General features: G+C 43.0%; 8 protein-coding genes. 1 reads left to right on the plus strand and 7 read right to left on the minus strand.

The window, feature by feature from the left end; all coding sequences use genetic code 11:
* The first annotated feature begins 1320 nt into the window (after positions 1-1320).
* Positions 1321-4650 carry a P-loop NTPase family protein gene (locus KIH87_RS12165; RefSeq protein WP_232358135.1) on the plus strand — a complete coding sequence of 1110 codons (3330 nt, stop codon included), beginning with the start codon at positions 1321-1323 and terminating at the stop codon, positions 4648-4650.
* Between the two features lie 78 nt (positions 4651-4728).
* Here KIH87_RS12165 and KIH87_RS12170 read toward each other — a convergent pair whose 3' ends face one another.
* The 7 genes from KIH87_RS12170 to asnB all read right to left on the minus strand — a co-directional run bounded on the left by KIH87_RS12170 (position 4729) and on the right by asnB (position 15448).
* Positions 4729-5805 carry a hypothetical protein gene (locus KIH87_RS12170; protein ID WP_232358136.1) on the minus strand — a complete coding sequence of 359 codons (1077 nt, stop codon included), beginning with the start codon at positions 5803-5805 and terminating at the stop codon, positions 4729-4731.
* 16 nt (positions 5806-5821) lie between these two features.
* Positions 5822-9202 (minus strand): serine-rich family protein, encoded by a 3381-nt coding sequence (locus tag KIH87_RS12175; protein WP_232358137.1) that lies wholly within the window; start codon positions 9200-9202, stop codon positions 5822-5824.
* A 538-nt stretch (positions 9203-9740) separates the two neighbouring features.
* Positions 9741-10229, minus strand: coding sequence for a transcription/translation regulatory transformer protein RfaH (rfaH, locus tag KIH87_RS12180; protein ID WP_232358138.1), 489 nt, complete (start codon positions 10227-10229; stop codon positions 9741-9743).
* 556 nt (positions 10230-10785) lie between these two features.
* The gene (locus tag KIH87_RS12185) at positions 10786-11223 is read right to left on the minus strand and encodes a PaaI family thioesterase (protein ID WP_232358139.1); all 438 of its coding nucleotides are present in this window, start codon (positions 11221-11223) and stop codon (positions 10786-10788) included.
* A gap of 3 nt (positions 11224-11226) precedes the next feature.
* Positions 11227-12345 (minus strand): acyl-CoA dehydrogenase family protein, encoded by a 1119-nt coding sequence (locus tag KIH87_RS12190; protein WP_232358140.1) that lies wholly within the window; start codon positions 12343-12345, stop codon positions 11227-11229.
* A 26-nt stretch (positions 12346-12371) separates the two neighbouring features.
* Complete coding sequence (locus tag KIH87_RS12195) at positions 12372-13493, minus strand: FAD-dependent oxidoreductase (RefSeq protein ID WP_232358141.1); 1122 nt, start codon at positions 13491-13493, stop codon at positions 12372-12374.
* On the minus strand, positions 13490-15448 hold the full coding sequence (asnB, locus tag KIH87_RS12200; protein ID WP_232358142.1) for an asparagine synthase (glutamine-hydrolyzing): 1959 nt from the start codon (positions 15446-15448) through the stop codon (positions 13490-13492). The genes KIH87_RS12195 and asnB overlap by 4 nt, the downstream gene beginning before the upstream one ends.
* Positions 15449-15450 lie beyond the last annotated feature (2 nt).

A 15450-nucleotide genomic window follows, 5' to 3' on the forward strand; every position in this document is an offset into this window, starting at 1 on the left:
CAAGTGCTTGAGCTATTACGCGTACGCCATTTTATTGCGAACGAAACCGCTACGATGACATCGCAGGGAAAGCATTGAGTATGATGTTTATTTAAGAACCAGGGTGACTTGATGAACAAGTAATGTGTTAAGCCTTGACGGGTAACAGCTTTAGATAAAAGAACTCTATAAAACAATGAAAACTAATAATATTAGAAAGCGATGCTGGAAAAACGGGAATAGGCAGCAAACATCAAAAATCGGGTTTCTTTAAAAGAGATGAACATCTTATGGCATCAACCTTGTTTGCAAATTTACAAAGTCTTCCAGCCACGCTACCGCCGAAGCAAGCCCAAATTTTTTGGCACCCTTGATGTACGCATTCGCAGTCAACTTATGTTGTAAATAATGTAATGTTGTAAAAACTACTTACATTCCCTACTTCAAGTTCACACTTAAAGTAAGTTGTGTGAAATTAGATCATCATCACAAACTGCTTCCTGCGGCACTTCAAATTCCATCAATTTATTTATGGTAAAAACGCCAAAAATCTGCACAAAATTTAAACGCAATCACCAGTAAAAATTAAATGTTTTAAATAGAGAATTTTCCTGGACGCAACCGAGGATATTAAATTTACCCTATAGCGTCAACTAGTTTCTAAGATGCCTTATTTGACTAGGGTTAAACGCCTATCCCCCCACCCCGGCATTGTAGACAATAGCATCATTTTCAGGTCAATTATAATACCGTTACAGGTTAGAATACTAACCACAGATGACAGTTCGATGACCGACTTTAAATTCATTTTAGGTAAATATTTTAATCTCACCAGAAACCTTTAAAATCAAGCCTTGCAGACAAGTTACCGAGGTTAAAAATTTAACCTGAAAAATAGATTTTCAACCACTTTGTTCTTATCGAAAAAAAGAGAACAAACATTCCAAAACATTCACATTGTCGGACAATATTTTTTTTATCTGACATCAAAAACAGCTCACAAAACAACCGCCCGATAACAACTATTTTCACGGAATATCCGTATAGCTATTGTGTAATCCCATCGACTTCTTTAAGGTGCAAACTTTGTCACTATCGGGAAATATTTTCAGCCAGAAAAGTTCCTGTTTATGTATTCGATATGTGACCATTTGGAAGGCTAAAATTTAGCGAAAATATGAGTGAGTCTGTGTGAGAAAATATGTGTTCAATGCTCATTTTGTACATTGCAAAATGTTACATTCGACCATATCACTGATAAACGAATAATGACAACAAACCAGAGGCGGTAAGTACAACATGATGCTGTTGCGGATAATTGATAATCCAACCATGGGTGCAATGACTAACTCCATTAAAATGGTGTTGGAATATCAAGGAAAATCAGGTCTGGAAGAAGATAGCTTTAGTGTCGATTCCTATACCTCTCCTATCAATGATAATTTCCGCAATACGCTTTCCTGGTATTTTAATGATTATCTTGCGGGTAACAGCTACGGCGAAGATAAATCAGACGTTGTTGGCAAGCTGGTAAAGTTTGGCCGTTATATGGGTGACGAGCTACTGGGCGACGATCACCAACTTCTGCGCTTTATGGAACGTATTGATGGTTTGGGCTACCCCAATGTAAAAGTACAAATTGAATCCAAACGCATTGAGTTCTTCTCCGAACTATGGGAAGCCACCATATTGCATGAGGCCAACTACTTTCTGGCAGGAGCCGCACATAGCTTTACTCGTCGTTTTGTTGGTAACGATTTCCCTACTCAACTTCCCGATATCAGCCGACAGTTAAACACTACGCCGCCTGAGCAGGATCAGGTGAGCAAACTTCTGGGCGCTCAGAGCGGTCAACCAGAACAACCTAAAGAGCATAACCCGCTTAAGGTGTTGTATCTGGTCTCTCGCGCTAACTTAAATAAAGAAGAAGCATTACCGAGCAATGCCATCAAAACCAGTATCGAAGCCGCTGTCGCTGGCAATATCATTGAGTTTGATGTGTGTCGTTTCATCGACAAAGCCACACTGATTGAAAAGCTAAAAAGTGCGCATGTATTACATTACGATGGCTCTGTCGTCATTGAACAAGGCACTTCCTTTTTACAATTAGAATCTCATGACGGCAAGGTTGAAAAAATCAGTATTGAAGAACTGACTCAGGCAATGGTTGCCAATGGGGTTACCCTGCTGAATCTGGACTGTCGCCAATATACTTCCGATGGCAACGCGATATCCGCCAGCGTTGGCTTGGCGAGCGTCGCCTATAGCGCGCAAAAACAAGGTTTGGGAAATGTTGTCGGCCTGAATGAAATTAGCAATCCCTGGTTAAGCAGCCAATGTTTCGACACAGTTTATCGCTCCATTATGAATGGTTTTTCCATTGCACAAGCTATCGTTGAAGCCCGAAAAGTGCTGCAAAGCAATGTGGAATCATTGTTGGCAACACCTGTCGCAATTCCGTTTCATCCCTGGTCGTTGTTGGCGCATTATGGCTGCCAGCAAGTCACCTATTTTGCAGGCCAACAAACGCCTGCCGATCCTTATGAATCACCGGAATTAGCCAAGCTACACAATAAACTATATGGATTCCGTTCTGACATGCTGCCACCATTGCTACATCAAAGCAGCGATAGCATGGCCTTGAGTTTAACCGATACCCTGCTGCTACCGTCATCGCCTATCGTAGCAGTAACGGGCGAACGAGGTGCAGGCAAAACTCAGCTAACTCATATTGTTGCCACACACTTGGCACAAAAAGGCAAAATTGATTACGGCTTTTACTACGACTTTGGACACAACGATTATTCAACCGACGATTTGTTAGAAATGATCGCGCCTATCGTGGGGCAAGATGTGAAAGACAAAGCCGGTATCAAAGCCAAGCTGGCACAGCTAACCTGCTTAATCGTGCTGGATGATTTACCGCCTGATGAGCCGCAAAACACCTCCTGGTCGTCCTTATCGGACTTCATTAAAGACATGCAATCTGCCGGGCATCGGGTTGTTATATCAAGCGATAAAACAACACCTCTTTTTGAAAGTGCAGACCAGCTCATGACATTAGCACCTCTTTCCATGTTGGAATTAAAGGTGCTGGCATCGCAAAGCGTACAACAACAAAGACTTCCCAATATCGCGCTAAATGCAGATTGGGACAATTTCCTTGCATGCTTGCACGGTAACCCTTGGTTAACAAAAAAAGCGTTAAGTTTATTGTTAAAAACGCCTATTACTGAGCTAAGTAAACAAATCGAAGAAAAGGTTATCGCCAACGATAAGCTTTCCAAAGTCGATGCCTTCTATGAATGGCAATGGGCTGAATTGGATAAGGGCTGGCAGGATTTACTACTGTTAGTCAGTGAACAAAAAGCCTTGTTGCTTGAAACCCTGATGATTGCTGTCGATCAAAAAGAATTGTTCGAACCAGCCAAAGCCTTGTTTGACAATATCGGCAAAGAAGGGGCGAAATTCTCCGAAGCCTTGATAGCCTGGGAGTTAGGTGGGTTTTTGAATCGCTTCCCACATGGTCGCATGGTCGACACTCGTGTATTACCGTTCCTGCAAAACAAACGCGAGCAGCAAGGTGAAACATCAAATGACAAGCAACAATTGCAGTTCAGTCAGCTCATTGCCGAAGGTATTCGTCAACTGTCTCAACATGTGTTGAAACAGCCTAACCCCGCCATTTCCAATAACCTGCTATTTAACCGTCGTTATTGGGTAAAGCATTTTGAAAACCTCTGGTTTAACGAGGATTACAAAGGCTTTATTGGCGTGAAACATGCGTTCGAACAGTTACTACATCAAGCCAAATTGATCGATGAAAGTAAACAATGGTCACTTGATTTGCTGAGTCGTACCCCACCTGCGACGAACGATCCGGAAAAATCCATAGAATCCAAACTTGCCTGGTTAATGATGGCAGCCGGAGCGATGGAAAGCCCTATTGAAACCGGTACTAAAGCCATGCAGGAGGCCAAGGATAAGGTTCATCAAGGCGCAGAATTGTGGCATGACTGGTACAAAGCGGTTGATGAAAGCATTGATCAGGCGGAATTGGCTCTTTTCCATCAGGTCGCCGGATTTTTGGAAGTCTTCTTCCGCAGCAATAAAGAATGGGCTCAATGCCTGGAAATTTGCGCCAAAGCAGCACAAATCTACATTAAATACGAGGCTTGGCACCGTGTCATTCAAGCATGGCGCTCTCAAGCCAAATATTTCGCAGAAATGGGTAATATGGAAGAGGCATTGGACACTGAAAACAAGATTTTCAGCGACATCCCTTACGACGAAGCACCGCAAGGTTTTAGAACCCAACAAATGCTGGAAGTGCTTTTAGCAAGAGTGGCTCGTTCAGCCACAGATGCTGCTCAAGAGCTATTAAATGATATCCGCGAAACCGACGATGCAGCACGCATCAAAGACATGCTGGACGGCGTACAATGCGATATTTATTATCAACAGGAAAATTACGCTGCAGCATTGCCCTACTACTGTCATGTTTGGGCAAGAACGTTACAGAGCAACCAGCAACTTCAAATAGACCAGCTACGCAATCGCCTGTTGGAAATAGAAGAAAAACTGGGCTCAGAAGTGTTCAATAAAACCTTCAAACAAGAAACGCCTGAAGGCACTGTTAAACCCAGGGATTATCAAAGTAGCTTGCATTAAGCGACGGACAAACTGCGCAAAAATAAAGGAGTACATCTTGCTTTTATGAGATGCACTCCTTTTTCGTTTTTCAGTGAATTAATTCAAGGCAACATTATCTCTAATATATTCCAAAGTACTTTTTTCAACACGCAAGTGATAATCACTTGTGCATGTCGCTGATGAATATACAACGGTGCCGTTTTCATCGGCAGACTCTATCTCACACATAGGCAAAACATTACCCACAGGAGTGGTGATCACGTTGTCTTTCGAGCGATAACTACCTAATTGACCATCTTTATCGACACAATTATTATTATTCTTACATACGTAATTGTTTGCTCTTAGAACAACTTGATCCGTAAATTTCACCTTATTAAAAGCGAAATTTTCCCCTTCGAGCTTTATTATTCCATTTACAAACTCAGTTTCATTCCAAGTAAAAGCATTTACAAAACGAAAAGCAGGATTATCAAATTCCAACTGATTTCCAGAATTGGTAGTAGTCTCTAATCTACCACCAAAGAAGTTAAGTTGGTTAATCCAGCCTAAGTATGTATAGGGCTGGCCATCTTCCCCAACACCTTCATTTTTATGAATAACAGCCCTAAAATTAGTGTTGTTCTTCATATTATTAGCTGGCGACACGTCAGAAAAGAAAAAGTCCAGATAAGCAACATTATCATTAGCAACCAACTCAACACCTGTATCAAAGCCAGAGATTTCAGAAATTTCTATCCTGTATCGACCAACATCTTCAATTTGAAAGGCTACCGAGTTTTCAGTAGCGCTCGAATTGACAATATTTGGCAATACCACTTTTCCCGAATAACGCATCGCGTGCTCAAAAACACATTGATTATCGCCAGCAGGCTTTCGGCACGTTGACTTGAATCTACGAGCCCCAGGCAAGGTTTCACTAGCCCTTAGTTTTATGGCTGGATTAGCACTACTGGTTGCAAAAGTAACATTAAAAGTTGCTCCCCTTGCGTAAAAATCACAACCTTTCAATTCAATGCTTTCTGCTACGTCATAGGTATCTGGAGGCAAAATAACAACACCATTACCAGGTGTGCACATATCGTCAAAAACAGCTTGGGAAAAAGGTGTATTTTGTGCAAGTACAGTATTACTTAACAAGGCCACTGCAAGTATCAAAATGGAATATTTCATTATTTACCCTCCTTAATCAATTGATTCCGTTCTTGTCAAATTGGTCAGATTTAGACCAATATGGCTCTTTGTCATTGCTACCATCTTTACAGCCACTTTCGTAAAAAGATACGTCGTTTATCTTTTCAAATACGGGAATGACAGCGCCATGGCTCCATATGATGTCGTTACCAGCGGTATCTTTAAGGCCCGAATTAACCTCAACACCAGATGCGTAACGCTCTTTATTTAATGGGCATTCCTCATCATCATCAAACCAATAAGCCGGACCTATACTCAGTTTTTTGCTGTGTTGACCAAAATAAATAAGGTTACGAGAACCATTGAACCCTGCAATCCCTTCCTGGCCGACAACCTGACCTTCGGCATTGGTTTTATAGCTGGTCACGCCTTCCCATCTAACGTTGTAGAAAATGTTTTTGTTACCCGAAACAGCAATAGGCATTTCACCAGTAACACCTTCCATACAAGTGCCAAACCAGGTGTTATTGTCTGCCTCCAATGTTTCAAGTTGACTGAACTGCCACTGCCTAGAACTCTTACTCCAATGAGAGTAAGAACCACCAAGGAAAGTGTTTTCTTTTGAATTCTCTAAGCGCAGGTTCACTTTATTATTTTCCAGATAACTGACTTCTAATTCATTGGCATTTGAATTAGTGATCAACAATCCTGTTTCCCAATTCTGAATATTGCCAATTTCAATGCGCTTGTTTTGCACATTGTTTAAATGAATTCCTATGCTGTTAACATTATATAAATCAGCACTGCTAGTGGCATGATATGCAAGATTGGGGAGTTTCAAATCCTGCTCAGGAGAGTTAATTTTCAGAACAGTAAAACCTTGTTTTACAGTATCTGAATAAATGACGCGCATATAACTCGCATCAAAGCTTCCGCAGCCAGAAAATTCTCCTAAAGCATAAGCCTCACTAACCTCATAGATACCTGCGACAACATCTACGGATTCACCATCACAAGCTTTACGAAGCTTCTCTCGAATGTCACGAATCGTTGTTCCAGCGGCATCAATCAAGAAAGATTTAGTAGTGTAATTGCCAGTCTCCATATTGGCAGCATCAACATCTACCGCCTCCAAATTCAGGTAATAACCACCGCTTTGATAATTAACAGGGATGTTGATTCTGTAACTTGTTGATGCGGCAAGCACCGCCCCATTACCTTTATCAGAGTTATTTTCAGGTATTTGACTGAACCAGTAGGTTAGCTTATTTCCTCCTGTGTAGTTTTGATCGAATATTTTTCCTGAAACAACATAATCACCTATATTAACGGTGAGCGTAGGCTTATAAACAGGTGAATCAACAATGCTGACCGAAGCTGTAGCATCAGATTCTTCTGTATTCGGGCCTTTACAGATAACAGTTTTACTAAACGTCCCTTTTGTAGTAGGTGTATAAGTTACAGGGCTGGTTTTCTCTACACCATCAATTGAACAAGTAGATGCCAGATTGGTTTCCCATGAAAACTTAACTTCACTCCCTGCCTCAGCTTCCGTCTTATCAAAGGTCGCTGTAACTTGAAGTGATGAAGGTGTCGGAATAGCAATAGTTTGGTAAGTATAATCACCGGTTTCTGTTCCATCTGAATTCACATCCATAGCAAATACTCTTACATCGTATGTACCATCAAGATACTTCGTTGGAATGGTGTATTGATAATTTCCCGATGTGGTATTGATAATAGCGCCATACTCTCGGTTAGTGCTGCTATAAGGCGACGGCGAAAACCAGAAAGAAACACGTAATTCTTTTGCAAAATCACCATCAGATGCTGAACCAGTGATTAGTTGACCAGTAACGTGGGCTGTTAGCGTCGGTAACACTTCAACTGTTGCATTCGCTGTTGAATCAGAACGGCTGGTGCCCGGATACCCTTCGCAAGCAACAGTTTTAGAAAAAGCGCCTCTTGCGTTTGGTATAAAAGTGATAGGGGAAGTTTCCTCTGAACCATCCACAAAACATGACGTCGCATCCTGAGCAATCCAGCTTAACGTCACGCTCTCCCCTAACATGATAATGTCTTTATCAAAGACAGCTGTAACTTGAGGTGATGGCGGTGCCGGAACAGTAATAGTTTGGTAAGTATAATCACCAGTTTCTGTTCCATCTGAATTCACATCCATAGCAAATACTCTTACATCGTATGTACCATCAAGATACTTCGTTGGAATGGTGTATTGATAATTTCCCGATGTGGTATTGATAATAGCGCCATACTCTCGGTTAGTGCTGCTATAAGGCGACGGCGAAAACCAGAAAGAAACACGTAATTCTTTTGCAAAATCACCATCAGAAGCAGTGCCTGCAATTGTGCCATTGTTGTTTAAGTCAACTGTTAAAACAGGTAAATACTGCTGTGGATTAACTGTCAAACTGGATAATTTGTCTCCAGAGGAACCACCCGCACCTGTACAATTTAATACTGATGTTTTACTTGTTGTGAGATCTGTGTATTGCAATGAATTGCTTGTTGCAACAGAAACACCATCAAGCGTGCAGCTGGTCGCGTTATTGGAAGACCAGGTAAGTGTCGCAGCACCATTATACTCAATAACACTTGGAGACCAGGCAATGCTTGTTGTTGGACTCGGAGGGGCACCAACGGTAAGCACAGCATACTTAGTGCTGGAACTACCACCTGCGCCCGTACAATATACTGATGACGTTTTATTTGAAAGCTGATTGCTATAGTCAATATAACCACTGGTGCCCTTGCTCTGCCCGTCAACAATGCAAGCAGTTGCATCACTGGAACTCCAACTTAATCTGGAACTGCCGGCATAGCTGACCGTTGATGGAGACCAACTCAAGCTTGCTGTGGGTACTTTAGGTGGCGGTAAAACCGTTAACGTTGCACTTACAGTACTAGATGTTCCTCCTAGACCTTGGCAATATAAATTTGATGTCTGAGTTACTGTACGGTTATCGCCCCTCCAAGAACCGTTCGCAGGTCGACTTGCACCATTTAATACACAGCCCGTTGCGTTAGTTGAACTCCATGTCAATGTTGAGCTATCACCATAGTTTACAGTTGAAGGGGACCAGCTAAGTGAAGCTGTAGGAGGGGGGACAACAGTTAATGTTGCATATTGTGTACTTGACGTTCCACCGGAACCGGTGCAATAAAAGGAAACCGTTTGGTTTGCAGTTCGATTAGTTCCAACCCAGCTTCCACTTGTTGAACGAGCTGTACCGTTCATCACACAACCAGTTGCGTTAGTTGAACTCCATGTCAATGTTGAGCTTTGCCCGTATCCAACTGTTGACGGAGACCAACTTATTGATGCTGTGGGGCTCACAGCTAAAGCGGCATGAGAAAATGTCCCTAACAATAGGAGACCAAGAGCTGCAAAACTCTTCCTATATTTCCAATTCATTATTTTACTTCCTGATATTAAAATGTGTTTATTCTCTAGATACTGCGGAAATATAAACAACTTCCCTAAGCATCCCTATTCCTATAGTCCAGAGCACAATGGTACTCCATCACATTGCGGACTAAAAGACGATTCTGAAGTAAAACGACTAATGTCATTTCGATAGTCCTTGTTGATAACACCACAGAGAAGAGTTATGCCTGTAACCTAAAATGGCTGGAAAAAATGCTCAATCATTAAAATATCTCAAGCAGAAAGGCTAGGTACTTTATGCATTAATGAAGTGATTAAAAAGCTCAATAACTTAACTAAATCGCCCCTTTTCGTTATTCACATACACTTCACTCAATGCGAAGAGCATGTCTCCCACAAGACGGGCTCAGACGCGTTTAATAGAACCTTTAAACAAGAAACCCCGGAAGGTACTGTTAAACCCAGGGGTTATCAAAGTAGCTTGCATTAATTAGCGGGGAATCTGGATGGCGCATCCAGTGCGCCATGACATTAAACACGTTATTTTAGAGGCGATTAGCCAGGGTTAGCTCTTCACTTCAAATTCATCAAACCCTAACTCCATACGGGTTTGGCTTTCCAGAATTTTTAGCAGAATAATGGCGCGTTCTTCACCGGATGAACATTCAAAAATGCCATCCACACCAGAGAATGGACCTGACTTAACGACAACAACGTCGCCTGTATTAAAGACAGGTTGTTCAGGAGTAATCTCTAATTTATATCTGATTGAATCAATAATATGATCATGGGCTTTTGCAGGTTCCAAACCAAAGCTGACAACCTGAGTCACGCCAAGCGTAGAGCGAATTTTTGCTTGAAACTGCTGGCAATGCTCGTCGTATTTAGTAAACAAATATCCGGGAAACAAAGGCTCTTTTACATGCACTTTTTTACCACGGGTGATCTTCTCAACATTCACCATTGGCAGGAAGGTGGTAAACCCCTGCCGTTCCATATTAAGCATCGCTTTTTGTTCACTTTTGTGCTTGGTTTTAACTACTAACCAGCTCATCAACTACTCCTCGTATTACTCATACTACTGACTGAGCGAAAAAGCCGTTGTCTAAATTGACACTGATATAATATTTTTCGCTTGCTTAACATGAATTCACTACTGTTATATTTTTATTGAAAAATTCAAGATTCGAATTTTAAAAACAAAACAACCACAATCATTGTTATCCAGCATTATGTATTTTTAAAGACATTTCCTCCATTCAGCAGGAAATATTCACACCTTAACATTATGGATAGATATTTTACAGCCAACAATTTGCAACCAAAAAGGGATAAACGTTAGATTGAATAAATGCTCTTGCCTATCAAGTGGAAAGACATAGATTCAAGTTTGAGAGTGGCGAAATAGGAATCGTAATAAAAAAGGGAGCCATAGGGACTCCCAACTAAGGCAGAGAAAACCTACATAACTGTTCCAAATAATCAGTCACCGACAGAAAGTTGGGAGCAGCCCCTCAGCCGCAAGGATGCGGCTGTGGAGCTTCAAGGGATTGATTTACGGCGAGTCTGCGACCAATTTCTGTAGGTGGCTTGCAGTTATACACACTTATTTAGACGTCTTGACGTCGTTTAAACTTGGTCAGTTGCGCAGAAGCGATCAATGTACGCGAGCCATCTTCTTTCAGCTTGTATGCTTCACAATGGCTAAACAGCATATTGCGTCCATTGCGAACAATATCCGCTTCCATTTCAACCATCGTATTTAACGGTGTTGCAGACATAACGGAACAGGAAAAACTACTTGTAATAGCGTACTCACCATCTTCCAAGGCAGGGATCGTAGCCAACATACTGGTTACATCCAGCATGGAATAGATAACGCCGCCATGCAATGTATGGCTCAGGTTATCGATATTTTCAGTGACCATAAATCGTGTTTTACAGTGTCCGGGACGCTGTTCAACAATTTCGATACCGCAGAAACGCTGGTAAGCATGTTCTATCAGCGATGAACTTAAACGCTGTGCATATTCAGACATGGTTGCCATAATTTAATCCTTCATTTTAATAAAAGGCCGAAGCAATCCACGACCAATAATTTCATTCATAATTTCAGTTGAACCGCCGCCCAGGCTCAAGATTTTGGCGTCTCGATACGTGCGCTCAACCAGAGTGTGCTGTAGGCAACCAGCCGCACCACAGATATGAACACATTGATTCGCCGCTTCTTCTAGTGCCGCTACCGCAAAGTTTTTGGCAATACAGGTTTCCTCGTCGGTAAGATCACGCTCTTTAAGCGCCTGAAAGCATTTCTCAACATAGGCTTCAGACACTTTTAACTGCGTACTCATGGTGGCGATTTTGTGCAGAATCGCCTGTTTCTTATAGAGAGGTTTTCCCTGAACCATACGCTCGGTACTGTATTTACCTGCGTATTCAAGAATGCTTTTAGCGCTGGCGTTAGACATTACCGCCAGGTTCAAGCGCTCTTTCGCTAATGCTTTACGAAGTATCTTGGCCGCTTCTCCAACTTCACCAATCAAGGCCGCACGGGCATTGGTAAACGTGATGCTGGAAACGGGCAAGCCATACCAACCGATGCAGTGCAGATCATCGGCATGAGTGGTTTCCGGTTCACGTTCAACCAAAAACAGAGAAAGCTCATTTTGATAGTAAGCCGCCGTGATAAAGAAATCGGCTCGCGAACCATTACAAATGAATTTCTTTTCTCCACTAAAATGCAGCGAACCGTCGCAATGTTGCTCAACTCTGCTGCTAATAGCTCGCAAGTCGGAACCCGCACCGGGTTCGGTCAAAGCCATCACGATGAGTTTCTCTCCAGAAACAACTTGCTCAGCCACGTCTTCGAATACTTGCTGGTTTCCGTGTCTCAGGGCGGTGAGGCTGACCATGTGCGAAGCCAACCCCATCGCCATAGCCTGAGACCCGGCTCTGGTTAGCTCAGCTAACCAAAAAGCTTGCCGTTCGGCATCGGCCAACATTTGATCGTAATCGTCATGACCCAATTGCAGAAGCTTCCAGTCCGCCGCTCGATTGTGCAGATCGAGCGGGTAAGTACCTTCTTGCTCCCACTGTGGAATATTTTGGGTAATGGCTTCTGCGACAAACTCTCTAGCCGAAGCCTGAAATTCAGTAATTGTCATAGCCATTTGGATTTATTACTCCTTAGCAGCGCTTAGAAAACTGTGGTTTCAGCCAATTGATAGAAGCGATCCATAATTGGCGTTAATGAATCATGCTGAACGGAGTTTTCCGGTTGGAAATAGAAAAGATCGGTCATATCTTCCATTACCTTCAACATTTTCTGAGAGCGTATTGCAGCCCTTGATTCATAACGCTTCAATGCAGATTCAACCGAATCATCGCAATTACCATTGATGGCTTGTGCCAACATAAAGCAGTTTTCTAATCCCAGCGTAAATCCGTAACCCAACGTGGGTAACATGCCGTGAACACTGTCTCCTAATAATGTACAACGGCCTTTATACCAAGGCCCTTCTGCACGCATGGCGCGCAGTTTATTAGCAATGATATTTTCCGGTTTCGTAGCCTGGATCATTTCCAGAAGAGGAGAACTCATGCCTTCTAATCGGCCTACAAGTTCATCTTGTGTCAGGAGCTCATCACCTTCGTGCTTGTAGGCAACAAACCAGTATTTAAATTGAGTGCTATTGTCCAGTGGGTAGGTCACAAAGCGTGCATTGCTGTGTGTATAGATTTGGCAGGAGTGCCCTTCCAGCATCGGCGATTCATAGTGAACAACACCACGAGTCGCCGCAACACCAGTGTAGCGGCAATCCTGATCCGAGACATAACTACGAACTTTGGAGAAAACACCGTCGGTGCCAATCACCAAATCGAATATTTTGACTTCGCCGTTAGCAAACGTAACGCGAATGTCGTTATCGGTATCATTAATATCAACCGCTTCGGCACCATAATGAATATTATTGTTGCCCAAGCCTTCTTTTAATAATCCGAATAGGCGCTTGCGCTCAAACATAACAGCTGGCGCAGGGAAATCGTGACCCGGCATACGCACCGGGTGACGATGTAATTCAGTTGCATGACGATCCAGAGTTACCAGATATTCAATAGGCTGACCTTCGGTTAATAACTTATTGTTACCCAGAATAAATTTCAGAATTTGTACGCCTTGCGGCCATACATAGATCCCGGTTCCTGAATCTCGCGCTGAGTCACCACGCTCAAAAACCTGAGCGTCGTGACCGAACTTGCGCAGCAGACAAGCTGCCGCCAAGCCGTTTAGTCCAGCACCGATTACACCAATTCTCATGCCGCGACCTCCTGTGCCATCATGTCGCTATCCACTGTCATGTTGTATTGATTTTGCAACATACACATGCTGGTTAGTTCCATGATCATTGGGTCAAGTAGCGCTTGACGCTCACGGCTCATATCCGGTAGTTCGTCAATCAGCTTACGTACTTTAGCAGCGTTATAGAACGGCAATTTCTCTAAAGCCTGGCTGTTCAGGGTATCGCGCACCAATTGGAACAAGCGCCCATTGCGTAACAAGGTTGCCGGTGGCGCACGGAAGTAATGTTTCTTACGCTCATACAACTCTACCGGCAGATAGTTTTTCATTGCTTCGCGGAAGATGTACTTCTCGGTAGAGTTACGGATCTTCATATGTACAGGCAATTTCGCTGCCATTTCAACAACATGGTGATCCAGAAGCGGTACACGGCCTTCAACACTGTGGCCCATTTCCATGCGATCGCCCAAGGTAGTCAATACAAAAGCAGGCAAGTAGGATTTCGCCCACAAATACATGGAACGGTGTACAGGGTCGATATTTTCCAGTTTGCGATGATCCAGCGTATTGAAGAACATGCGATATGGTTCAATACTGCCATAACGGCTAGCAACATCATCAGAATACATTTCTTGCAAAGCAGTAAACCAGCCAGCCTGATTGTCCAGCCATGAAATACCGTGACCAATTTGCTCAGTTAACCAGCTTACGTCTTTTGGCATATTGCTCTGCGTGTAGCCCGCTTGGCTAGCCAGGATCTTTTCACGCATGTTAGCGATGACTTCAGGATCCTGGTTCTGAGAATTGAACAGCACCATGTCACGCTTAAAGTGTGGGTAGCCTGCGAATACTTCGTCGGCACCTTCACCGGTTAGAACAGCCTTAATTCCGTTGTCACGAACAATGCCGCTTAACATGAATTTGGCAACACCGTGCGCATTAAAGAATGGCGTTTCGTTGTGCCAAAGGGCCTTTTCATAATTGTCAGCCAGGTCGTCCTGAGTTACAGGAATAGTATGGAATTTTGCCCCCGCGCGTTCTGCCGCCAAGCGTGCGAAACGGTTCTCGTCATAATCTTCCATTTCAACGAAAGACAGGTTGAAAGCGTCCATCGACTTGCCAGAAAGCTCGGTTGCCATGCCTAACATGGCTGATGAATCAACACCGCCACTTAAGTAAATACCAACCGGAACGTCTGCACGTAAGCGTAAACGAACCGATTCAGCGATGGCGTCATGTACATCGCGGATCAGGGTTTTCTCGTCTTTACCTGCAACAAATGGGTCTTCAACACCTGCATCATTGTATTCGATATCCCAGTAACAATGCTGCTTCATGCCTGATGGCGTAAGAAGCATCATATGACCCGGTGTTACCGCATTGACGTATTTAAATAGAGAGCTGTTATCCAGATAGAAAGAACGAGTAACGTAAGCCATTTCGTCCCATACCGCTGGAACGCCAGCATTGATAATGGCTTTGGCTTCTGAAGCGAAGTAAATTTTGCCGTCATATTCACCGTAAAATAACGGCTTGATGCCCATACGGTCACGCATGGCAATAACGCAATTTTGCTGCGCATCGTACAACACCATTGCGAATTCACCACGCAGTCTTTCAAGACCTTTAGTGCCGTATTCTTTGTATAAATAGAGTGCTATCTCACTGTCTGATTCTGTTGAGAAGTGGTAGCCTTTTGCGCGTAATTCGTCACGAATTCGCTCGAAATCGTAAAATTCACCATTAACAACTAGGTGAAGTGCTCCACTTTGATCGCTAATAGGCTGCAAACCATTGCCAAGGCCAATGATACTGAGGCGGGTATGACCCATTACCATTCTATGGTCATTGGAAATCCAGATATTGTTTTCATCTGGACCACGATGATAAATAGCGTCCAAGCCTGCTTGAACCTGTTCTTTTTTCGCCTGATGTTTAGGGTTGGCTGAATAAACCGTTAGAAATCCGCACATGA

Source organism: Paraneptunicella aestuarii (genome assembly GCF_019900845.1).
Classification (GTDB): Bacteria; Pseudomonadota; Gammaproteobacteria; order Enterobacterales; family Alteromonadaceae; genus Paraneptunicella; species Paraneptunicella aestuarii.

Coding starts and splice junctions, on each gene's coding strand:
- KIH87_RS12165 (WP_232358135.1), top strand. CDS start 1,321: ATGACTAACTCCATTAAAATGGTGTTGGAATATCAAGGAAAATCAGGT.
- KIH87_RS12170 (WP_232358136.1), bottom strand. CDS start 5,805: ATGAAATATTCCATTTTGATACTTGCAGTGGCCTTGTTAAGTAATACT.
- KIH87_RS12175 (WP_232358137.1), bottom strand. CDS start 9,202: ATGAATTGGAAATATAGGAAGAGTTTTGCAGCTCTTGGTCTCCTATTG.
- rfaH (WP_232358138.1), bottom strand. CDS start 10,229: ATGAGCTGGTTAGTAGTTAAAACCAAGCACAAAAGTGAACAAAAAGCG.
- KIH87_RS12185 (WP_232358139.1), bottom strand. CDS start 11,223: ATGGCAACCATGTCTGAATATGCACAGCGTTTAAGTTCATCGCTGATA.
- KIH87_RS12190 (WP_232358140.1), bottom strand. CDS start 12,345: ATGGCTATGACAATTACTGAATTTCAGGCTTCGGCTAGAGAGTTTGTC.
- KIH87_RS12195 (WP_232358141.1), bottom strand. CDS start 13,493: ATGAGAATTGGTGTAATCGGTGCTGGACTAAACGGCTTGGCGGCAGCT.
- asnB (WP_232358142.1), bottom strand. CDS start 15,448: ATGTGCGGATTTCTAACGGTTTATTCAGCCAACCCTAAACATCAGGCG.